Source organism: Richelia intracellularis HH01 (assembly GCF_000350105.1).
Taxonomy (GTDB): Bacteria; Cyanobacteriota; Cyanobacteriia; order Cyanobacteriales; family Nostocaceae; genus Richelia; species Richelia intracellularis.
Genome location: NZ_CAIY01000033.1, coordinates 34,468 through 57,156, shown reverse-complemented (window position 1 = coordinate 57,156; position 22,689 = coordinate 34,468). Strand labels below are relative to the sequence as shown.

Genomic DNA, 22,689 nt, shown 5'->3' with positions numbered 1-22,689 from the left:
AAAGGGAAAAAGATATATTTACTTTTCACCCTTTTTTACCTCGACATTTAAAATCGGGATTTGACAAATTCCTCTAATCTATCTAGCCCTTTTTCAATGGTTATCATGTCAGTAGCATAAGATAGACGGATATTATCATCTGCGGCAAAGGCAATACCAGGAATTATTGCAACTTTGTATTCTTCTAATAAGGACATACAAAATTCCATGGACTTCAACCCAGTTTTGCTAATATCAGGGAACATATAGAAAGCACCATCTGGTCTTGAACAACTCAAACCAGGAATATTATTGAGTCTAGCCAACATCATTTTTCTTCGTTTAATAAAGGCTTGGCGCATCTCTTCAACACAATCTTGTGATTCTTCCAAAGCTGCAATAGCACCATGCTGAATAAATGTACATACATTAGATGTACTATGACTTTGAATAGTAATTGTAGCCTTAATTAAGTCCAAGGGCCCTGCTAAATATCCAATTCGCCAACCAGTCATAGAGTAAGCCTTGGAAAATCCATTACTGGTAATAGTGCGTTGGAATATCTCTTCACCCAAGGACCCAATACTGACATGAACAGCATCATCATAGAGGACACGCTCATAAATCTCGTCGGAGACAACCAGAATATCTGCTTCAACTACCACTTGAGCAATCGCCTGAATTTCATCTGGGCTATATACTACCCCTGTGGGATTGCAAGGGGAGTTGAGAATAAATAATTTAGTTTTGGGGCTAATTGCTTGGCGCAACATTTCTGGGGTTATTTTATAACCTGTGGATGAATTTGCAGATACAACCACGGGCTTACCACCAGCTAACGTAACCATCTCTGGATAACTTAACCAGTATGGTGCAGGAATAATAACCTCATCTCCCGGTTCAATTAAAGCTAATATTAGGTTAAATATAGAATGTTTACCACCATCAGTAATAATTACGTTTTCCGCTTCGTAGTTTAGTCCATTATTGTACTTGAGTTTATTGGCAATTACTTCCCGTAACTTTGGTTCCCCAGACACAGGTCCATATTTGGTCTTACCTTCGCTTAAAGCTCTTGCTGCTGCTGCTTTAATATGTGCTGGGGTGTCAAAATCAGGTTCTCCCGCACTGAAACTACATACATCAATTCCATCTGCTTTCATTGCCTTAGCCTTGGCTGCGATCGCTAAGGTTAAAGAAGGTTTCACCTGACTGATTCGTTTCGCCAGTTTCATTGTCACTTTAAATATTTGGCAAATTTATCCCTTATTTCAGCATATCTCAAACAAGACACCAGAAGAGTATTCGATTTTTATTTGTTTTTATCGTTGACAGTTTTTTTATAACTAAACCTATAACCCATTAAAGTCAACCCAGTACATAAAAGGGTTCGTAGAATCTAAACTTCAATTAATTGCCCAAGAAATTTTCTATTATGATTTAGCCTGATAATTAGGTAATTAGAACTATGTCCCATTTCTAATAAACCCTTAAACATACTCTTGTTCTTGAGGAATAACAAAAAAGAGGAGGTATTTTGGAATTTGGCTTGTCATTCATACAGATTCGGTCTTCTAAAATCTTAGTGTGAAATTTCCCTTATGTTAAAGAAGTTACAAAAGATAATTAATTACAGTTTGTTATGTCATAATTGCTCCACCCATAAGTCGCTCGTAACGATACTTAAATTCCTCCTTTATCAAACACCAATATTCTAAAGTTGAGTCTGTTTCAATAACCGTCTGTGCTGCTTGTCGTGCCAACATCAAAATATCCTCGTGCTCTACCAAATTAGCCAAGGTAAAATCTGGTACACCAGATTGTTGAGTTCCTAGTAATTGACCGGGCCCTCTAAAACGCATATCCATCTCTGATATGAAAAAACCATCCTGTGATTGTTCTAACACCTTCAGTCTTTGTTGAGCATCCGGATTTTTAGAACTATTCATCAATAGGCAGTAAGACTTAGCAGTACCCCTTCCTACCCTTCCTCGTAACTGGTGGAGTTGGGATAAACCAAATCTTTCAGAGTGTTCTATCAACATTACTGTTGCGTTGGATATATCCAGACCCACTTCTACCACGGTGGTTGATACCAAAATTTGGGTTTGATTACCTCGGAACTTACTAATAGCCTCTTCTTTTTCGGATGAACTCATGCGACCATGCAACAACCCCAACTGAAACTCAGGAAATATTTTCTCTTGTAGCCTTTTCTGCTCATTTACTGCTGAACGCAAGTCTAATGTTTCCGATTCTTCTATCAAGGGGAATACTATATATACTTGTCTACCCTGAACTATTTCCCGTCTTATCAAATCATAAGCATAGCGACGTTGTTGTCCTGATAAAAGAGTGGTTTGAATGACTTGTCTTCCTGGTGGTAACTCATCAATCTGACTTACATCTAAATCCCCGTGAATAGTTAATGCTAGAGTACGGGGAATAGGGGTAGCAGTCATAGTTAATACATGAGGTTGTTCCCCTTTCTGCTGTAATTTTGCACGTTGTTCAACCCCAAATCGATGTTGCTCATCAATTACTACTAAACCTAACTGTCTGAACTTAACTGTATCTTGAATTAAGGCATGAGTTCCTACAACTAAGGGTAACTCTCCTGTTTCTAAACGCGAGTGTATGTGTTTTCTTTTCAACATTTTTGTAGAGCTTGTCAGTAATTCAACTGGCAAACACATCAAATTAAACCAACTCAACAACTTCTGGTAGTGTTGCTCTGCTAGGACTTCTGTAGGAGCCATCAAGGCGGCTTGATAACCAGATTGGAGAGTTGCTAAAATGGCAACCACCGCAACCACAGTTTTCCCAGAGCCCACATCACCCTGCACTAGGCGATTCATAGGTGTAGATTGTTGTAAATCTTTGAGAATATCTTTGATAACTCTCTGCTGGGAATTAGTTAACTGAAATGGTAGAATCTTACTAAATGAATCTATGAGATGACCACCGGAATTTAGAATTGCAGTGGCTTTCGTCTGTTTTGCTTGCTGTCGGCGTTGGAGTATGCTAATTTGCAAGTAAAAGAACTCATCAAAGACCAACCGTCTTCTTGCTTGTTGTAATAATTCATTATCTGTGGGACAATGAATGTTGTAAATGGCATCTTTCAATTCCATCAACTCATACTTCTCCCTTAGCCCACAGGGAAGCGGGTCTTGAAGGTAAACTATAGCTGGTAGAGCTGAAATTATTGCCTGTCTTACTGTACTTCCTAAAACCCCTCCTGTAAGTTTATAAATTGGTACTACCCTTCCAATAGTTAGGGAGTCAAGAGGATCACCAGGATGTGCTAATACTTCTAATTCGGGATTATCCAAAGTCAAACCATACTTGTTTCGTTTAACTAGCCCACAAGCTGCTACTGTACTACCGACAGGATAGCGACTCCTCAAAACTTCTTGCCAGCCTCGACTAGTAAAACGTGCTCCTGCAAAAAACCGGCTAATTTTTAACTGCCCAGTATTATCTCTTAATACTATTTCAAGGATCATTAGATTTTTATTGCGGGAGCTAACATGAAAATTACAGCGTTTTACAATTGCAACAATTGTTACTGTATCTGCAGGTCTTAGGGCACTAATGTTTACCTGACTTGCATAGTCAATATGACCACGGGGATAGTAAAATAGCAAATCACGTATTGTGCGTAAGCCCAAACAGGCTAAATTTTCCGCCTTTCTTACACCAATTTTTGGCAATTCCTGGAGTTTTTGTCCCAATCTAGGGGTGTGTCGGAGAGTTACCTTTGATAATGAAGGAATAGTATAAGCAAGAGTTGTGTATTTTGTATTTTGTATTCTGTATTGGTAATCAGATTCAGAGTCTTTCTCAATAATTTTTGCTTCCTGATTGCTTTCTATTACCCTTGACTGAAATTTCAATTGGTGAATATACTGGCGAGTTTGGGCAATTAAATGTTGTCTATCTTGGAGTTTTAAATGAGGATAATTAGAAAATTTTTCTGCTAGTTCTTGCCAACGCAGTCGTTCACTTCTAGGCAATGACCGGGGAAATTTACCAAAAGTCAAGGTGAAAAATTCACTAAAGCGATACTGTCTACCCATCAAATTAGTAAAACCATGTTCTACTTCTATTGATAAAGCTCTCTTTAATCGTGACCAATCCGGTGTTTCATCTAACATCGGTTATTTCATTTTAGATTTTTGTACTAAGTGATTAACATTCTAGTTTTTGCTCTTAGTCTTCAAACCAACTAGCACGCCATGCAGACTCAGCTTCAGCAATGGAACACTCTCTCTGTTTTTGCTGGTATTGTCGTCCTAATTTGTTTAATTTACCAAGAATATAACGAATTTGCTTGCGTAGTGATGAAAGTTGTGTATTAGCAAACTCAATTTCTCCTAACCGTAAACCTAACACCATAATTTGCGTCAAGCTAGTCTCTTCAGAAGAACTACCAGTTTCTACTTCTATTACTAAATTTAATATATTTGGCGGACCTGACATAATTTCTGCTGATGTTTCTGATGCAATTACTGCAGCATCCAAGATTGATGGAGGTAATCTTCGAGGTAAAATGTCAGCATTTTTTAATACACTATTTACCTCGCTAGAAATGTGTTTCAAATTGGCCAAAATTCTTGCTTCTATCTGCTGTTGCCACTTTATTAATTCTGCAGGGTTAGATATTTCAGACGAATAGACCTTCAAAGATAAAAAATTTGATGATAAGACTTGATTAAGTGGGACATTCCCACTCTGTGTTTTTCCTGACTGTTCATGATTATCTAGAGCTTCATATTTCTTCTGATCTTGCTCTGCATTTTCAGAGTTTGCTGATTTATCTTCCTGCTCATGGTTATTGTGAATTTCCAACTGTCGCAAATAATTTATTAAAATATCTTGTTGTTCTAACTCATCTACCTGCATTCCCTCCATATTGGTAAGAGATATAAGTCCTTCTGCTGTTTTTTTAGCAGCTTTCCGAATAGCTTGTTGTAATTTTTGGCGTTGGCTAAGAGACAGCTGCAGAAACCTTTCAGGGTATCCCTGAGTACATATGTAATAACTAGCCAAAATCAATTGCTGTCGCATCGCCTGTGCCAAGCTGTTTAAATAAATACCATAAGCAGCCTTTAACTCCTGGGCGGTTAAAGTGACCGCCTCTTCCAAAGCTGCTATTTCCTTTTTTATATGCTCAATTGCTTTTACCATAAGCCAATTATGGCATATTTACATTTAATAATAATACAAATGTATGCCAGGAGCTAAACCTATAAAAATGCCTATTTTTGGTTAATTCAAAACAGGTCAAGCAAATATAACTAATGACCTGTTTTACAACAAATATTTAAATTGAAAATAAGGAGCCAGCACCTACTGGGCAAATTCCACACTCACAAGTTTCAGAATATTAACATCCAGCACAGGGAGCAAATTTAAACTACTCCTTACGGCCAGTTTGTGCTGCCACCTCATCAGCAAAACTTAGCTCTTCTTTTTCAACTCCTTCACCAAGGACAAAGCGAACGAAGCGGCGAATCTGAATATTCTCACCCAATTGATTAATCCCTTGCCTTACAAGTTCTTCAATAAGAATACTTTGATCACGAATATAAGGTTGATCCACCAAAGATAATTCTTTCAGACGTTTGTCAATTCTACCCTGAACAATTTTTTCTTTGACATTATCTGGCTTATTGGATAAATCGTCTCTTCCCATTTCAATATCCTTCTCTTTTTGGACTATTTCCTCTGGGATATCAGCAACCGTAACATACTCTATATTGGGACAAGCAGCAATTTGCATGGATATATTCCGTACCAACTCCTGAAACTCAGGACGACGGGCCACAAAATCAGTCTCGCAGTTCACCTCTACTAGCACACCAACCCTACCACCTGTATGGATATAGCTGCCAACTAGTCCCTCTGCTGCCACCCGATCAGCTTTTTTTCCTGCTTTAGCAATACCCTTTTTGCGTAGCCAATCTTCGGCCTGCACCATATTACCATTATTTTCTTTCAGTGCTTTTTTACAATCCATCATGCCAGCACTGGTTTTCTTGCGTAGCTCTTGGACAAGTTTTGCAGATATTTCCACCATGTTGCCTCAATTGTTAATTAAATTACTTAGGAAGTTGTCTTAAATTCGAGTATTTTTATTTTACTTGGGGCTAGTTAGCAAATAAAATATAGAATATAAAAGTCTAGAAAAATCTTCCTATTAAGCTTAAAATAACTCTGAAATAGGTGTGATGAAGAAAATATCTCACTCTTGTTCGCCTTCATTATCAGAATCATCTATTTCGTTATAGTCAAAATCTTCCTCTCCTCCTTCATAATCTTCGTAATCATCTTCGAGCAATTGACCATGACGACCTTCATAAATTGCATCTGCCAGCTTACCAACAATTAACTTAATTGAACGAATAGCATCATCATTCGCAGGGACAGGAACATCTACAACATCGGGATCACAATTAGTATCTAACATCGAAACGATAGGAAGTCTTAATTTTTGGCACTCCTGTACGGCATTATATTCCCTACGTTGATCTACAATTACCACAACATCTGGGATTTTTCGCATAGTTTTAATCCCACCCAGATATTTCTGCAGTTTTGCTAACTCCCGGCGTAACATGGAAGCCTCTTTCTTAGGAAGCAAATCCAGAGCACCATTCTCCTCCCGACGCTCCAAATCTTTTAATCGTTCTACTCTGGTTTTAATTGTCGCCCAATTGGTGAGCATTCCACCTAGCCAACGCTGGTTAATGTAGTGAGAACCACAACGTAAAGCTTCCTGAGCAATAATACCTGCAGCCTGCCGTTTAGTCCCTACAAACAAAAACTTTTTGCCTTGTTCCGATTGCAAACGCATATAAGTATAAGCTTCTTCTATCAACTGAGCAGTTTGCACCAAGTCAATAATATGCACACCATTGCGTGCAGTATAAATATACTGGGACATTTTTGGGTTCCAGCGACGAGTTTGGTGCCCAAAATGAACACCTGACTCCATCATTTGAGCCAATGAAACTACTGACATATTCTTACTTTTTGCTCCTATTCGGGTTTAACCTCCTTCCAGGCGGATTTTCAAAGAATGAAAACACCCGAATTCCTGAAAGTGCGAGATTTAATTAGCCATACCAGGCTAACACATTTGTCAAAAGCATAATGCAAAATATTGTTTTAATATTGGGAAAGTAAAGGAATATTCTATCAATTGTAATTTTACTATTTATTTATCTTATGGTATATTTGGAATCTTACAATCTTTCTATCTCTAATTTTATTTACACTTAAATATTTCGCAACCACAACTTCCTTAATTTTGATACTCTGTTTTAGATACTTGAATAAAGGCTAGAGGAACTAAATAAAGAATATGCATATTTTGGAGTAACCTGTTACCTTAATGTCTATTCAAGGTAACAGTTAGTAGTTTATTCTTACTATTCAAATAGTATGGCCTTGCAGATTCTAAATAAATCTGAGACTTAATTGTTTATATTTTTCCAATTAGTATTACAGACAATTGTAGACTTCGCAAAATGCAAAGATGACAACACAAACACTGCAGAAACTAGTAGCATCAATATCCCATTAGTTTTTATAATTACCAGTATTTCTGCCCAGACTTAATTTAGCTAAAAACGAAAATTTTCTTAAACTACTTTCAAGTTACTTTAGAGGGTAGTTTTATTTATTAATACAAATTTTATATTTATTTTAACTGTGCTTCTGTATTAAACAAATTATAACACAAGCTTTGGGTAAGCAACACGATAGTCAGCAAATTAGCAGTTGCCATCATAAATAACAGTACAATTTGATGGGATGCGGCCTGTAATGGTCGAGAGTATTGAACTACACCACTAATTAAGATACCATTCATAAACCCAGGGGGTATGAATATTCCTGCAACTGCCATTTGATTAATAATAGGAAGAAAAGCTGTACGGGTGACCTCCTGACGTAATGATGTAGTTGCCTGTTGGGGATTAGCGCCTAAACTCAAATGGGTTTCGATCTCTAATTGGCTGGAATACATTCTTCTGATCAAGCATTCTCCTGTGAGGATAGCAGTACTCATTGTGCTATTCAGCACCATGGCTCCTAAAGGAATTATATACTGTGGCACGTACCATGATTTAGGTTGGAAAATCAGAAAATTTGCGTATAGGAGCACTCCAGCAGTACTCATGAACATAGATGCCCATAACAAAGGTAAAATAAAGGGGGCTTTCTTGGTAATACTATTCCTCGCAGTAATTGCACACAATGTCAACATTAATATTAGAATTACCACAGCTGCCAAAATATTGTTTAGTGCCAATATAAAATCGAGAGTATATCCCAAAATTAACAATTGAATAATGCTTTTCGCTGCAGCAATAGCAAATGCAAAACCTAGTCCAAATCCTTGCCATATACATAAAACAATTGTAAAGCTGATTAATGCTATTATGGCTATTAAATCTATTAGATTTAAGTGGTTTATTTCTATCATAAATATGTCAGATATTATTCTTTCAGGTATTCATATTGATATGTTGTCAGCATGAATGCCTCTATGTCTTTCCTAGCCATACTTTATAGAGCATCCATATAAATAAAATTACAAATCATGGTTGAAACCCAAATCAAGTCAAGCATGATATTTTACTTTTAAATAAAGAATAATTTTATTAAGGAACGTTTCAAAACTAACCAAAAAGCATAAGAATAAAAGAATATAAATCAACAACTAACTAGTTCATATATGATTTAAAAAATGATTTTATTCGAGTAAAATCTTATAGGAAATTAGGACAACCTGAATAAAGACATAAGCATAATTTTTCAAGATAAACAGGTTATATTAGTGCTTTTAAATACATAATTATAAAGCTACAGACTTTATCCTAGATAGATTGAACATGCAGTTAATTTAACACAAAATATCATCTTACTTGACTTTTTTTTTGGCTAGAGAACTGATTAACTTCAAACTAAGCACACAAGATATAGGAGATTACTAGAGTTTACATATAACACTTATTTTCAGAAGCTTTTAAATCTTTGGTAGGCAAATTCCAAAAATTGATACTTAGTTTAACCAAAAAAGCTGTTGAATATATTAATCTTCTTGATTTTTATGTTTAAAAGCAGGACAGTAACCATCAAGAGTTACTTTAAAGTTATACAAGTGTGAAGCCTGATTCCAACACCTTTGTTTTCTCTGATACTTGCAAATACTACAACAATCAATATCATATGAAGTATAGCGATTGTGAGTTTGACTAATTAATTCTTTAGGAGATAATCCTCGCACAATTAAATCTTCTCCTTGCCATCGAGCTTCTACTAAACCTGTATCAGCAAATTGTCGCCATCGAGGATTAGTTACAATCTCATCCGGTAAGGTAATTGTGACCATTGTTCCTAATTCTGTTATTTCCCCTTTATAACTAGTATCAAAAGAATTAGGCTGTAACAAGACCTCACCTATAGGTAATTCTACTAACATGTTAGCAGTGGGTGAATGAATATGATAGCGATTTTGTAGTTCCTCTAAACAGGCTAAATCTGTCAAATAATTAGGAGAGCCATGAACAAAAATGATATGCTGGGGACGCAAATTGTGAATTAGTTGGGTGGTACCAGAAGCATCACTATGTTGTGCCAGGAAATAGGTTTCTACCATTACCTTCTTTAGTGATTGCTCTTCCAATTTTACTTCCGTCTTTTCCGGTATTAAAATTAGCCAGGGTTTATCATTTGATTGATAGTATCCACTGAGTTTTTCAAGGGAATCAGTCAGAATAATACAGAGAGATTGGCTCATAGAAGAATGTTCTTCCGGATTCAAACGTCTGACTCTTGGACGCACCCTCTCATCCCAAAACAAAGGTTGGTAACGGGCAAAGTTTTGTACGGATGCAGGTAAATGGGGTAGTAACTTAAGATAAGCATCACAACCAATAGCTACTGCACCATCAACCCAAATATCTATATCTCTACCTGTAAAATAGTGGTGGCTTCTTAGCAACATTAGTAGCTCTTGCCCCAATCCTAAAGGTGGAGTAGGTAAAATAACTGAGTAGCCTTTTTTTATTGCAGAATTAATTCTTTCTACTAGTTGATTTTCTTGGTGACGGCGATGGGGATGATGCAATGTGCCATAAGTAGCTCCTACTACCAATACATCCAATGGAAATCCACGTAATTCTTCTAGACGTAGTCCTTCGACAAGCCGTGAATTTGAAAGAAAAAAGTCTCCCGTATACATTAAACTATAAGTCTGTTTGGGAGTAATATAAGTCAACATTATTATAACCGCCCCCGGCAAATGCCCAGCTGGATACAGTTCCACCAATAGACCTTCTTTAAGTTCCACTGCTGTACGTAAAGGCAATGCCTGGCAAAACTGTGGAACCGACTGTTCACAGTCCAACCAATTTAAATGTAATAACTCACTTGTTACCTCACTGGCGTAAATAGGTATTAGTGGGAATTCCTTATGTAATGCCAGTAAACCCCTGGAATGATCTGGATGAGCATGAGTAACTAAAATTCCATCCACTGGTAAAGGGAAGTCAGTTGTTTGACTAAAGTTCTCCATATCCTTAACTAAGGATGAAATGTCAATTAAACCACAATCCAATAAAAAGCGGTGAGGCCCCATACTCACCAACAAACAAATACCTTCACCATTATGGTTAACCCCATAAGTAAAACACTCCAATTCATTATTTGCTTCTACTGTAAGTAGATCAAATGATGATTGAGGCTTATGGTTTGTACTAAATTTCTGTTTACTTTCTGGTCCTTTCGGGGCATTACCCATACTTTATCTTCCTTTCCAAACTCCTAGCAAAATAACTGTCATTATGGACCCCTATTTTCTAGCAATTAGGATATTTTTAGAGGTTCAAACCTTGTTTCACTATTAGAATAACTAAAGTACAAGTAAAAAATCACCTTTTACTAGAAGACTAGGGGAATTGTGTTAATTTCAGCTACTATTTAATGGGCAGAACCATTACCATGATAATTGTCAGAATCATAAAACCCATTCTGTGTACCAAAAAATAAGCAAGTGAGGGTAAAAATAATAGTTAAACCAGCTAGTATCAGCTTCACATCCATTTGTTTTTAGTTCCTGTTACTCAGTACCTTCTTCTATTAAAGCGTTATTTTCCCAGAAGAGAAAATGTACTATATTTAAAGCTATTAAATCATATGTAAATATGTCATCAACTAGTTACATACTGACAATATCCTGATGACTTGACTTTTGGTATCTATTAGGTGCAATGAAAATCTACTTAACTATTTTTAACTATTAATAAATAGGCTAATCATAATTAGAATTAACTTCCAAGTATAATGTGAGTATTCCAGAGTATGAAATTTCATAAAACACAATTAAAGACTTATATTACTGGCCATTTTTTGAGTCATGGAAACAGATAGTAGTTGTACCACCATTAATATTTTCGTGGAGACTACCTACGCACGCAAAACTTTAGGAATTTATCTAGGTAATACATACAGCAACTTTTATTTTTATCATGTAGAGTGGGACAACAGTATTTGGGAGTAAGGGTTTGAGGATTAAATCTACTATTGCTTCCTTAAGATTGAAGGCTTTAACATTAAAAATTATGGGGAACAGACTGAAGAAAAAACTTGGCACCCATCCGATATAAATCCTATTACAATCATGGCTTGTGAATGTGCTGAAGCTAAATCACCTGAAATTCGTACATATCAACATTAAAAAACACACAAAAGAAAGGAATAGTTGGCCATAACCCCAGTCATAACTCCATTTAATACAAAGTTTAGCAAGGAGCCTATTATTGTAATAAAGGATGAATTTGTAGGTTCCACATCAACCGGGCTATCATCTACTAAAAACACATGTAACCATACTAGCAGGCTAAATCAATTGCAATAATTACCATTCTTCTGTATTCTATCATGACAAAAATTCTAGGAAATTTTAATGAATCAGTATTTATTTTCTTAAAGATGTTAATATCCTTGCCCGATAGAACTGATCATCCTCAATATGAGGATAGTAATGATGACTTATCACCATGACCATACCATCATTTACCCAAGTATTAACTTTTAATATATCTGGGTAACTATGACAATCGATTGCTGGACTATGATAGTGAGTTGCAGGCATGAAATTTTCAACCCCTCGGGAAAGACTAACCACAGCATGGTAATAGTATATATCTTGCCATGTAATAATTCCGCAGGTGGAAAAATTTTGCTCCCAAATATCATGACCAATGCTTTGGTGATCTGAGCAGACTCATAGACTAGAGTTATAATTAACTAGTCTTTAAATGATTTCTAAAGATAGACTAGCATTTTCTGGACGACTAGGTCCAGGAGGGATGACTATACCATCAGGTTGTAAATTGTTAATTTTCTCCATAGGTATATGGTCGTTGCGAAATATATGTAGCTCTGCAGCAACTGGGAGTTTGTTATCCAATTATTCCAAACAATGGATTAAATTATAAGCCAGACTGTCATATTTATCAAAAATAATAATCAAAACATATAGCTTTTAATTATAATTCAGTGAATTCCTAAACTTGAGAGATAAATACATATGATTATATGAGCTATTTATAAAACAGAAACCAAAAGGAAATAACCATATCAAATAACTGCTAGAACACTCTTATTAAGGTCTTCAAAAAACTACTAATAAACTTACAATTTTAAAATGCCCCTTCAAAAATCACTCTTAACAAAGGAGGTAAAATTAACATTCCAGCAACTAGTACAGCAACCATTGCTGAAACTAGCACTGCACCGGCAGCACAATCCTTAGCAATTTTTGCCAACTGATGATAATTGTGCTTAACAATCAAGTCTACTAATGATTCCAAAGCTGTGTTGAGTAATTCTAAGGTGAGTACCAAACCACTAGTGATACCAATGACTGAAATTTCTACGGGTGGTAAATGTAACACCAGACTTAAACTAATAGCCAAAGCAAAAATACATACATGAATACGAAAATTCCTTTGAGTCATAAATGCATAAACAATACCAGACCAAGCATACTGGAAACTCATGAACAAATTTGTTGCAACTTTCCAAGAAAGTTCTCTTTTTTTTGTAGTAATAGCCTCTAGATTATCGTTTGATGGTGGGGAAGAAATTCGTTGTGACATGATTATGCAGAAAATAGAATAAGTAAAGTAAAAGACAATTTATAATTGCGGAACTCATAAATAAATCAGCATAAACGTTAACGCCTTGCATATAATTATTGGGAGTATGTTTCCCCAAAATGAATTTCGTCAGAATATATTGGCAGTAAATTTAAACTTCAAACTCAGTCTAATCTACAGTGGATCGAAGTCAATAGTAATACCCACCTTGTTCAGCAGTGCCACCTGTTGATGAAACATGATTTGTAAAGTATATTCATCATGGTGATCCCAGCCCAGCAAATGCAACAATCCATGAGTCGCTAACCAAGCCAACTCAGTCAGGAGAAGATGTTCTTGCTTTTGGGCTTGGCGTTGGGCTGTCTCAACGGAAATAATAATGTCACCAATGCTGAGAGGCATAGAGTTAAGCATGTCTTCGCTTTTGGGATATTTGACCTCCAATGTAGCAAAAGCCAGAACATCTGTAGGTTTATTTTGAAAACGATAATTGGCATTGAGAAATTGGATTTCCTCATCACTAGTCAGCAGTACTCCCAACTCATAACTAGGTGCTGGTGGAATATGAGGTTGCAGATATTCCAACCAGGTTTTAAACCAATTTTTCCATGTTTGGGGATATATACCAGCTGGATACAAATTTAGGTTGGTTAATTTATCTTTAGATGATTGATTTATTTGGCTCTGGATGCATACTTCCACTTGCATGCTGTTGAGTATTCTCTTTCAAACTAGTTTGTTTACTGTCTACTTGTTATTAAATTAGCGGGTCAAATAAGCTAAGCCAAGGAGAATTACTAATATCCCTAAGGTCGAAAGGGCAAAATGCTTAAGTGATTTACTTCCTTTTTGGAGCATATTTCGCATAGCCAATTTGACATAGGAAGGATGTAGTTCTTCAGGGGACGATTTGTTCATAGTTTTATACCTATCTTCTACTAGCCTAATTAATGAATTTAATAGTGTAAATATGACAGTTTGTTGAGTGTTCCTTGGGAAAAAAGAAAAAATGGTTTGAAAAACATAGCAGTAGGTAAATAACATAGATTATGAGCCTAGAATTGCTTTTCCGAATTGTGAGTTCTACATCAATTTCTTCTATCTTCACTCATGGAAAATCCAAACAAACTCCTATTACTATAAACTGGGAATTAAGCGGGAATAGACTTGACTAACTGTGTTTGCTGGCGCAGGTAAGCCTTAATGAATTCATCTAAATCACCATTCATTACATCCGTAATCGCAGCTGTTTCCAGATTGGTGCGTAAGTCTCTTACTATTTGGTAAGGGTGAAATACGTAGTTGCGAATTTGATTGCCCCATGAAGCTTCCACTATATCACCACGAATTTGGGAAATTTCTTGGGCTTTTTGTTCTTGGGCAATTACCAAAAGTTTGGCCTTTAGCCTTGCTATGGCTTTCTCTTTATTTTGTAGTTGGCTACGTTCCTCTGTACATCGCACAGCAAGGCCTGTAGGAAGATGAACAACCCGTACAGCTGTTTCCACTTTATTAACATTTTGCCCACCTTTACCACCAGAACGGGATGTGGTTATTTCCACATCCTTTTCTGGTATATCCAGTTGTATGGAATCATCAATTTGCGGCATAATTTCCACTCCTGCAAAGCTGGTCTGACGTTTACCATTAGCATTAAAGGGGGAAATTCTAACTAGGCGGTGAATGCCCATTTCTGGACGTAAATAACCATAAGCATAGCAACCATCAATTTCCAAAGTGGCAGATTTTATTCCTGCTTCATCGCCTTCAGAAAGTTCTGATAAATGGACTTTATACCTATGGCTTTCTGCCCAGCGGGTATACATTCGTAGTAACATCTCTGCCCAGTCTTGGGCATCTGTGCCACCTGCTCCAGCATTAATAGTCAGTACTGCACCTTGATAATCATAAGTACCGGAAAGCAGTTGCAATAATTCCCACTTTTCCAGTTCACAATTAAGCTGACTAGTTTTAGACAGGGCTTCTTCTAGTAAATCCCGATCTTCCTCTAGTTCCAGCAGCTCTAATACAGCCTTCGCATCTTCCAAACTATCTTTCCACTTATAATACTGTTCCAAATTAACCTTGAGGTTATTGAGTTGTTGAAGAATTTTTTGGGCTTGATTATGTTTATTCCAAAACCCAGGCTGGGCAGAAATTTCCTCCAAGTCTTGTATTTTGGCTTGTAGTGCGGAAACGTCAAAGACACTCCTGAGCTTTACCCAGGCGTTCAGATAACATTTCAACTTCGCGTCTTAGTTCTGGTATTTCCATATTGACGATTGCATTGTGAAAAGTGGCTTCTTAATTGTAGCAATAAGTAAGCCGGATGTTTAAATACGAACCACCTAAAAATAACAACTTAGGACAAAGCCAGACTCCAATAAATTATTCCAAGCCAATTTATATTTTTATGTTGAATTATAGAGATAAACCACCAATTAAAAGATTATTTTAGAATAGGCTTTTGCTGATTTCTCTTGCATTTAGGGATTGACTCAAGTAAGAATCTAACACATCCATCATATCCATAGTTAGGACCATATTTATGGTATTTTATTAATCAACTTTATCAGTAATATGCAGCACTACCATAACTTTAAATATTATGAATTAATAATTTATCTTCGAGACAAACTTGTTAAGAACTTTAACTTATCGTGAATGCGTTAGGAGACAAGAAACTTTTCATTATCACTCAATTTCAGAGAGTACTTGAAAAGTATACCTCTTATTTTTTTATTTTTTTGAAGACTACTAAATATTTAATCTAAAACTATAACATGTACTTTATAGTAATTTTATTTATAAATATGTCTTGTATATTTACCATTTTTATTGCCATAATAGTCAGAAATATGTCATTCAAACCTTTAGCTTCTCGCCGAGACCTTGTTCTTATATAAATATTTGCTGTCTGCTGCAAGCTTTTATTTAGTCTTTAATTTGATCTTACCTAACAATAAACTTATCGTCAAAACTTTGTCTTAACAGTAACAGTAAATAAGTACTAAACTATAGTTTCACAAACCAAATAAGTAAAGCTTACCATGATGGTATTAATACATATCTTGCTATGTGGTTAATATTATAAATTAAACGCCGATAATAATTTTCGCCTCTGATAACTGATAAAAAATTAATCTTTAAAATTTGTAAGAGCTCTTGATCATTTCACTGCTAAAGTTAATCAGAGCTTTTCCCATTATTGCTTAAAAGATTTGCAGTTGGGTTTCTGATTCTAGTAAAAAAATATCAGAATTAATATTTATATAAATATTAATTCTTGCAGAATAACTCGATTCTCTTATGGAGAATCGAGCAAAGGTAAATTGGAAGACAAAATTTTTTATATTTGCTAATATCAGAGGTTCATATAGCAGAGTAAGTGATAAATCTCAGTTTTCGATGAAGAAATTTAGAGGAATTGAAAATGCTGGAGTTGCTGTTATCAGGTCTATTAAAAGTTTGGTTAGATACAGCTGGGGTAAAAGTTCAGCCCTTAGAAATTTTGGAATATTTGACTTGGCAAAGTAATTTGGGAAGAGTTGTATTTAACGATCCCAACCCAGTAGCCAAAAATATTGTGAAACAATATCTGCAAAGTTTAGTTAATAGGAAATTAATTGATAAGAGTTTAATAAGAAATCAGGGAATTTGGATTCAGTCTGGCCCAATGCTTATGGCAAATAATGAGGGGAAAACCCCTATGCCAGCTGCATCCTTAACAAAAATTGCTACTTCCCTGGTAGCATTTGAAACTTTTGGACCAGATTATCAATTTGAAACTTTTATTAGTACCACTGGAAGAATAAAAAATGGGATTTTAATTGGTGATTTGATTGTTCAAGGTAGTGGTGATCCCTTGTTTGTGTGGGAAGAAGCAATTGCTATTGGCAATAGTCTGAACAGAATGGGTATTAAACAGGTTAAGGGAAACCTGAATATTGTAGGGGACTTCACAATGAATTTTCAACGCAATCCAATTTTAGCTGGTCAGTTATTCAAAAAGGCATTGAACAGCTCTAACTGGAATCGAAATATTTTTTTGCAGTACTCTTCAATGATTAAAGGTACTCTCAAACCCAAAGTAGACATTACAGGGGAAGTAAAAGCCCAAAGTCAAGTTAAGCCAGGTACCAATGTATTAATACGCCATCAATCCTTACCAATGAAACGCTTGATTACAGAGATGAATACATTCAGTAATAATGATATGGCACATATGCTGGCAGAAGCTGTAGGTGGTATAGATACACTCAGTACTAAAGCTGCTCAGCTAGCAAAAGTTCCTATATCAGAAATTTTGCTAATTAATGGTTCAGGTCTGGGTTTAGAAAATCGAATTTCTCCCAGAGCTACCTGTGCAATTTTGATGGCATTACAGAAGCAAGCCTTGAGACACAACCTCAATTTGGCTGATTTATTCCCTATTGCTGGTGTTGATAAGCGGGGAACTATTTTGTTTACCAAAAATTTACCCAAAGCTACTGTGGTTAAAACTGGTACTCTTAATACTGTAAGTGCTTTAGCAGGGGTATTACCCACACGTGATCGTGGTTTGGTTTGGTTTGCTATTATCAACCGTGGGTATCGAATTGCAGCTTTCCGCTCTAAACAGGGTAAATTGTTAACTAGTTTAATTAAACAGTTAAATTTTCCTCAAAAAGTTCCATATGCAATTACTCGCCATGAAAAAACTAATTCTGAACTACAGTTTGGGGCCAAAAATCGCAATCAAATTATTTATGAGGGATAATTTAAAGGTAAAGAAAGAGGGAAAATAAAAAGAATCAGTATTCTTTTTAAAAGTCAGAAAACTCCCATATTCTTATTGTGGAATTATCTCTGATACCACACTTTTTCTATTATTACCACCACTGATAACCATATGACCTATTTTTAAATTTCCTACTGCCTTATCACCATTAAAAGTTAATGATGGTTTGACTTGTTTATATACTACATCACCCGAAGCCTCAATAGAATTTTTATCTAACAACCAGGTTAATTTTTGGGATTTAATAAACTTAATATGCTGTCCTGTTACATAAACGCCGCCCCCTAAAGACAATATTTTCTGAGGAATTTTCAATTCACCATAATTTCCTGTAACTTTAATATTTTCCGACTTTTGGAATACCTGTACAGAAGTGTTACTGCTAACTGTATGTGTATTGATATCCCACGTCATCTCTTTGCTTGTGATTTCCATAAGTGGTTCCAGCAAATGTATCTGAGCATTTTTGGTGATGCGGGCGATTTTCGCTTTTAAATCTACTTCTGCAGCACTACCTCGAAGATGCTCAGCTATTTGCCTATTTTTGAAATGATCAATTTTTATAGTATGACTGGTAATTAATTTGTCTTGCATAATTTGCCATGTCAAGTGTTGGGTTCTGATTTTTAAAGGGGGATTTATGGAGTCTATTACCACATCTCCAGAAAAATCAATCCTTTGGCTACGTGTTTTTATCCTAGCTTCTTTTGCAATTGCTTTTAATTGTTTATGAGTACCATTAATTTCTTTACGTATAATCAGCAGATCTTTCTGGGGTTTCCATTCCAACTCATTACCCCGAAGTACAGCACCATTTTTGGGGTTAATGGCAGTAATTTTACCCCTAAGAAATAATCTCTTGTCATCTTGCTTAATATCTGCTGCGTCTGACTGAATTTGGTAAACAACTTGTCCATCTTGATATATTTCACCATAGAGATTATCTACTCGTCCAAACTGCTTGTTTTTAGTGTAAACGGCTCGTTTTGTCTTGAAACTCCAAATTGGCTGCCCTACTTTATCAGCTTGTTCTAAGGTTACATCAAAAAAAATCAAGTTATTATCCAGTTTCTGACTGGTAGTAATTTGTGTTTTTGGAATATATGTTTGACTACTACAACTATACAAACCAGTGATACAATATAAAACAATTACAGATAGTAATCTTATAGAAACTATTGTATGGAAGACCAATTGCAACATTGCCACTTTTAAATAATGGTTTTCCTTGTATTGAGGAATGTATTATATCAGTTTATCTATGATTCTTGAATATACTAAAAAGACAAAAAACAAGATAAGAGAATTTAACCTGTTAGATTTATTAGTTAATAAGAGGATATCCAGTTAATTGATTAACTATATAAGGATAATACGGCAGTCTATATCCAGGCAGGTATTCAATCTACAATTTGATTTTGTGGGGGTTTTCTTTAATTTTACCTGGAATGTACTCTAATGTGTTGGGGAAACAGATTGTCAGAAAATTTATATACTAAATTTTCTAAAAAAGCATTATCCATAAAGTTAATATCTATTAAACAATTAATTGATAAACTTCATAGGACTGATAATCTATAACAAATAATGAGTATGTCTAATCTTACTCGAGTTAAATTTGACTAGTAGATTTCCAGGATTTGAAAATTGTATAATCACATTCTTATTAATCTTTAAGGATATTCTCCAAAAAAAGCCCTAAAATTATGATTTTTATCAAGAGAAAAAAATGAGAATAGAGATTTGAGTTAGTCAAGTATAATTCACAAAAATGCTATTACTAAAGTGAAGATTAGAATTGGTAATAATAAAGTTTACCTTAAAATGAATGTATATTTTAGAAGCAATTTTAACAATTACTATCTCAGTCCTATAGTAATTTATATTTAATGGCATCATAAAATGTATTTTATTAAACATACAGATTATATAATCGTAAATTAAGCTTAACTCAATTTCTAACAAATAGATTACTCCGGAATTTCTAAACTAATACCAGGATTTAAAAGGGTGCCTAAAAAATTAACCCTTGACAAGGGTAATATTAATAGGATGTTTTTTGAATATCTTCTTTTACCTCTTCTAAGTCAATATAGCTATTACTAATATTACTTAAACGATCATTAGTCATTGAGCAGAAACTAACTACTACCACTATTACATCACGATAACCATCCAAATTCACTACATATTCCAAATTTCCATCTCCACTAACTAAGACAGCAGTATCATATGAATCTACCAATACCATCATTATTCACTGCGATTTCAACATCTAAATTTGACTTATTTGAGTCATCCAGCAGCTGCACTAATCCTTTTCCTATTACATAATAACCATTGCTTCGTATCCACAATAAAAACTCTTGCTGCGTCTCATTTACTCTATCAATACTTATGTAAAAGAATGCATGTAGAAGTTAGGAATCAGAGGTTAACTTGTACAAGAATTTGGTATGGTCACTTTCAATTCCTAGGTGTAAAGCTGCATAAAATAAGTTAGAAACGTTAATAAATATAGCTACATGACTTTTATTCTAGAGTAGATATAGATGAGTTTATTAAGTGCTCTAACATATTTAAAATACCTTACTTAATGAAAATATGCTCTGAATTATTACTGTGTTTCGTTAATTTATTATGAGATTTATATACAATTTTTGAATTGTAATGAGGCTAATTTAAGTCTGATTTTTTCAAGTTGTTAGTAACACAGCATGTATATCAATGTCAAAATAGAAATATTAAAATTAGAACAGCCTGAAATTTTAATTTATTTGTTTTATATTAATGATAATACTTATTATATAAGTATTATATACAAACTCTAAAAAAGAGAAGAGTATGATATTTGTGTTGACTATTATATCATCGTGGGAATTATTTGATTAACTTATACTGTTTATCATCTTTCAGGAAATATTTGAAATTACAGTGCCAACAGAACTCATTTTTAAGAAAACTCCCTATTCATATTCATGAAATTAGTAATTTAATCGGAGAAAACTTCACCAAAAAGTATAACCATAGTTGATTTTTTCTATATTTATTATGTTGTAAATAATTCTCAAATATAAACTATACGCATTTATACTGAATGAGATTCAGGCAGCTCTATACGTTTAAAGATGGGTTTAGCTTTACCAAGAATTTGTCCACTAGCTAATAAACCCCATGTACCATGAGTATTTACAGGTGCCTTTAAACTGGGTAATGAGTCATTAAAGTTAATTTCAAACCCTAGTTGTTGATAAATATCTGTACTAATATCAGGAATAACTGGAGACAAGAAGTAAGCTACCAATCTGACTGATTCTAGAACTGCATAAAGTACTTGTTCTAATTTTTCTTGTTGTCCTTGTTTGTATAATGACCAAGGGGCCTGCTCGTCAATGAATTTATTACTTGCTTTAATTAGAGATAGAAGAATTTCACATACCTGATTGAAAGCTAGTGCTTCATAAGCAATTTTTACCTTGTCTGTGAGTTCTAAGCCAATAACTTTTAAAGGATTTTTAGTAGGGATATCCTGACTGTCTACTGGGGGTATTTTACTATCACAATATTTCTTAACCATATTGAGGGTACGATTAAGTAAATTACCCAGATCATTTGCTAGATCAGCATTTAAAACGTTGATAAATCTGGTTTCATTGAAATCACCATCTTTACCAAATTCAATTTCCTTAATAAAGTAATAACGAATAGCATCGGCGTTATATCTTTCTCTAAGGGTAAAAGGATCAAGTATGTTGCCTAGGGTTTTACCCATTTTATGTCCATCTTTAGTTAAAAACCCATGTCCAAATACTTGTTTAGGTAAGGGCAAACCTGCTGACATGAACATTGCAGGCAAGTATACTGCATGAAAACGAAGAATATCCTTACCGATTAGATGTAAGTTAATTGGCCACCATGTCCCAAGGGCATTCTCTAAGTTGGGTTCTGAATCTGTATCTAACAAAGCAGTAACATATCCCAATAGAGCATCAAACCATACATATAGGGTATGTTTTTCATCACCAGGTACAGGGAAACCCCAGTCTACATTTACACGAGAAATGGAAAAATCTTGTAAGCCTTTTTCTATAAACTTAATTATTTCATTACGTCGACTAGTAGGTTGTATAAAATTTGGTTGATTTTTGTATATTTCTTCTAGCTGACTTTGGTATTTCGACAAACGAAAAAAGTAATTTTCCTCATCACGCCATTCAGCTTTTTTATTAGGATGTAAGGGACAAAAGTTTCCTTCCAGAAGCTCTCTTTCTTCTTTAAATTCTTCACAAGATACACAGTACCAACCTTTTTGTTGTCCCAAGTAAATATCATCTTGTTTTTTGACTCTCTGAAAAAACTCCTTGACAATAGTATGGTGGCGAGGATCTGTTGTGCGGATAAAACGATCATACTTAATATTTAATAATCCCCACAATGAAATAAATTCAGCAGACATACGATCACAAAAATCTTGGGGAATTTCTCCTTTACTCTCAGCTGAGCGCTGAATTTTTTGACCATGTTCATCAGTACCAGTAATAAAAAGAACTGAATTTCCCATAAGCCGATGATATCTTGCAAATACATCAGCTGCCATAGTGGTATAAGCACTACCAATATGAGGTAAGCCATTTACGTAGTATAGGGGGGGTTGTCAATGCAAATTTATTGTTTTTTTTATTCACTAGATTCATAGAAATAACAAGATTTTAAAATAGTTGATAATTTAATTGTATATTCTCAGGAAAAAGA

Annotated in this window: 17 protein-coding genes and 2 pseudogenes; 2 read left to right on the top strand and 17 right to left on the bottom strand. The window is 34.9% G+C overall.

The genetic code is table 11. The annotated features are described in order from the left end of the window. Positions 1-47: 47 nt before the first annotated feature. The 8 genes from RINTHH_RS04050 to RINTHH_RS11340 all read right to left on the bottom strand — a co-directional run bounded on the left by RINTHH_RS04050 (position 48) and on the right by RINTHH_RS11340 (position 11,097). On the bottom strand, positions 48-1,214 hold the full coding sequence (locus tag RINTHH_RS04050; RefSeq protein ID WP_008233213.1) for a pyridoxal phosphate-dependent aminotransferase: 1,167 nt from the start codon (positions 1,212-1,214) through the stop codon (positions 48-50). A gap of 405 nt (positions 1,215-1,619) precedes the next feature. Then, the gene (recG, locus tag RINTHH_RS04045; RefSeq protein ID WP_008233212.1) at positions 1,620-4,139 is read right to left on the bottom strand and encodes an ATP-dependent DNA helicase RecG; all 2,520 of its coding nucleotides are present in this window, start codon (positions 4,137-4,139) and stop codon (positions 1,620-1,622) included. Positions 4,140-4,194: 55 nt separating this feature from the next. After that, complete coding sequence (locus RINTHH_RS04040) at positions 4,195-5,172, bottom strand: hypothetical protein (protein WP_008233210.1); 978 nt, start codon at positions 5,170-5,172, stop codon at positions 4,195-4,197. Between the two features lie 229 nt (positions 5,173-5,401). Then, positions 5,402-6,064, bottom strand: coding sequence for a translation elongation factor Ts (gene tsf / locus RINTHH_RS04035; RefSeq protein WP_044304586.1), 663 nt, complete (start codon positions 6,062-6,064; stop codon positions 5,402-5,404). A gap of 165 nt (positions 6,065-6,229) precedes the next feature. After that, positions 6,230-7,009 carry a 30S ribosomal protein S2 gene (rpsB, locus tag RINTHH_RS04030; protein WP_008233207.1) on the bottom strand — a complete coding sequence of 260 codons (780 nt, stop codon included), beginning with the start codon at positions 7,007-7,009 and terminating at the stop codon, positions 6,230-6,232. Between the two features lie 681 nt (positions 7,010-7,690). Next, positions 7,691-8,476 (bottom strand): ABC transporter permease, encoded by a 786-nt coding sequence (locus RINTHH_RS04025; RefSeq protein ID WP_008233205.1) that lies wholly within the window; start codon positions 8,474-8,476, stop codon positions 7,691-7,693. A gap of 609 nt (positions 8,477-9,085) precedes the next feature. Next, a complete protein-coding gene (locus RINTHH_RS04020; protein WP_008233204.1) occupies positions 9,086-10,795 on the bottom strand; it encodes an MBL fold metallo-hydrolase in 1,710 nt (569 codons plus the stop codon). 179 nt (positions 10,796-10,974) lie between these two features. Continuing rightward, positions 10,975-11,097: a hypothetical protein gene (locus RINTHH_RS11340; protein WP_008226342.1), complete on the bottom strand. Its 123-nt coding sequence runs from the start codon at positions 11,095-11,097 to the stop codon at positions 10,975-10,977. Between the two features lie 313 nt (positions 11,098-11,410). Between RINTHH_RS11340 and RINTHH_RS10985 the strand changes: the two genes are divergently transcribed. After that, complete coding sequence (locus RINTHH_RS10985; protein WP_008233201.1) at positions 11,411-11,554, top strand: hypothetical protein; 144 nt, start codon at positions 11,411-11,413, stop codon at positions 11,552-11,554. A gap of 417 nt (positions 11,555-11,971) precedes the next feature. On the opposite strand, the gene RINTHH_RS10980 is transcribed toward RINTHH_RS10985, so the two are convergent. The 6 genes from RINTHH_RS10980 to prfB form a co-directional block, all read right to left on the bottom strand. Then, positions 11,972-12,148, bottom strand: a complete 177-nt coding sequence (locus tag RINTHH_RS10980) for a type 1 glutamine amidotransferase family protein (protein WP_008233199.1) — start codon at positions 12,146-12,148, stop codon at positions 11,972-11,974. 162 nt (positions 12,149-12,310) lie between these two features. Beyond that, complete coding sequence (locus RINTHH_RS04010; RefSeq protein WP_008233196.1) at positions 12,311-12,466, bottom strand: glutamine amidotransferase; 156 nt, start codon at positions 12,464-12,466, stop codon at positions 12,311-12,313. 232 nt (positions 12,467-12,698) lie between these two features. Next, positions 12,699-13,157, bottom strand: a complete 459-nt coding sequence (locus RINTHH_RS04005; protein ID WP_008233194.1) for a diacylglycerol kinase family protein — start codon at positions 13,155-13,157, stop codon at positions 12,699-12,701. Between the two features lie 174 nt (positions 13,158-13,331). Next, the gene (gene ybeY / locus RINTHH_RS04000) at positions 13,332-13,865 is read right to left on the bottom strand and encodes an rRNA maturation RNase YbeY (protein WP_008233190.1); all 534 of its coding nucleotides are present in this window, start codon (positions 13,863-13,865) and stop codon (positions 13,332-13,334) included. Positions 13,866-13,919: 54 nt separating this feature from the next. Continuing rightward, positions 13,920-14,075 (bottom strand): DUF3285 domain-containing protein, encoded by a 156-nt coding sequence (locus RINTHH_RS10370; protein ID WP_008226326.1) that lies wholly within the window; start codon positions 14,073-14,075, stop codon positions 13,920-13,922. A gap of 233 nt (positions 14,076-14,308) precedes the next feature. Beyond that, a protein-coding gene (prfB, locus tag RINTHH_RS03995) for a peptide chain release factor 2 (protein WP_155943900.1) occupies positions 14,309-15,431 on the bottom strand; the annotation gives its coding sequence in 2 pieces (ribosomal slippage) (positions 14,309-15,358 and positions 15,360-15,431; 1,122 coding nt in all). A 1,159-nt stretch (positions 15,432-16,590) separates the two neighbouring features. Here prfB and RINTHH_RS03990 point away from each other — a divergent pair. Then, the gene (locus tag RINTHH_RS03990) at positions 16,591-17,916 is read left to right on the top strand and encodes a D-alanyl-D-alanine carboxypeptidase (protein WP_008233185.1); all 1,326 of its coding nucleotides are present in this window, start codon (positions 16,591-16,593) and stop codon (positions 17,914-17,916) included. Positions 17,917-17,988: 72 nt separating this feature from the next. Here the strand turns inward: RINTHH_RS03990 and lptC are convergent, their stop codons facing one another. The 3 genes and pseudogenes from lptC to metG form a co-directional block, all read right to left on the bottom strand. Then, positions 17,989-19,140, bottom strand: coding sequence for an LPS export ABC transporter periplasmic protein LptC (lptC, locus tag RINTHH_RS03985; protein WP_008233184.1), 1,152 nt, complete (start codon positions 19,138-19,140; stop codon positions 17,989-17,991). Between the two features lie 767 nt (positions 19,141-19,907). After that, a pseudogene (locus tag RINTHH_RS11185) lies at positions 19,908-20,474 on the bottom strand (LabA-like NYN domain-containing protein); the annotation flags it as partial. 551 nt (positions 20,475-21,025) lie between these two features. Beyond that, a pseudogene (gene metG, locus RINTHH_RS03975) lies at positions 21,026-22,631 on the bottom strand (methionine--tRNA ligase). Positions 22,632-22,689 lie beyond the last annotated feature (58 nt).

Excerpts from the sequence above, each read along its gene's own strand:
- RINTHH_RS11340 (WP_008226342.1), bottom strand. The coding sequence starts at position 11,097 with ATGGATGTGAAGCTGATACTAGCTGGTTTAACTATTATTTTTACCCTC.
- RINTHH_RS10370 (WP_008226326.1), bottom strand. The coding sequence starts at position 14,075 with ATGAACAAATCGTCCCCTGAAGAACTACATCCTTCCTATGTCAAATTG.
- RINTHH_RS04050 (WP_008233213.1), bottom strand. The coding sequence starts at position 1,214 with ATGAAACTGGCGAAACGAATCAGTCAGGTGAAACCTTCTTTAACCTTA.
- rpsB (WP_008233207.1), bottom strand. The coding sequence starts at position 7,009 with ATGTCAGTAGTTTCATTGGCTCAAATGATGGAGTCAGGTGTTCATTTT.
- RINTHH_RS10980 (WP_008233199.1), bottom strand. The coding sequence starts at position 12,148 with ATGCCTGCAACTCACTATCATAGTCCAGCAATCGATTGTCATAGTTAC.
- lptC (WP_008233184.1), bottom strand. The coding sequence starts at position 19,140 with ATGTTGCAATTGGTCTTCCATACAATAGTTTCTATAAGATTACTATCT.
- ybeY (WP_008233190.1), bottom strand. The coding sequence starts at position 13,865 with ATGCAAGTGGAAGTATGCATCCAGAGCCAAATAAATCAATCATCTAAA.
- recG (WP_008233212.1), bottom strand. The coding sequence starts at position 4,139 with ATGTTAGATGAAACACCGGATTGGTCACGATTAAAGAGAGCTTTATCA.
- RINTHH_RS04040 (WP_008233210.1), bottom strand. The coding sequence starts at position 5,172 with ATGGTAAAAGCAATTGAGCATATAAAAAAGGAAATAGCAGCTTTGGAA.
- RINTHH_RS04005 (WP_008233194.1), bottom strand. The coding sequence starts at position 13,157 with ATGTCACAACGAATTTCTTCCCCACCATCAAACGATAATCTAGAGGCT.
- tsf (WP_044304586.1), bottom strand. The coding sequence starts at position 6,064 with ATGGTGGAAATATCTGCAAAACTTGTCCAAGAGCTACGCAAGAAAACC.
- RINTHH_RS10985 (WP_008233201.1), top strand. The coding sequence starts at position 11,411 with ATGGAAACAGATAGTAGTTGTACCACCATTAATATTTTCGTGGAGACT.
- RINTHH_RS03990 (WP_008233185.1), top strand. The coding sequence starts at position 16,591 with ATGCTGGAGTTGCTGTTATCAGGTCTATTAAAAGTTTGGTTAGATACA.
- RINTHH_RS04025 (WP_008233205.1), bottom strand. The coding sequence starts at position 8,476 with ATGATAGAAATAAACCACTTAAATCTAATAGATTTAATAGCCATAATA.
- RINTHH_RS04020 (WP_008233204.1), bottom strand. The coding sequence starts at position 10,795 with ATGGGTAATGCCCCGAAAGGACCAGAAAGTAAACAGAAATTTAGTACA.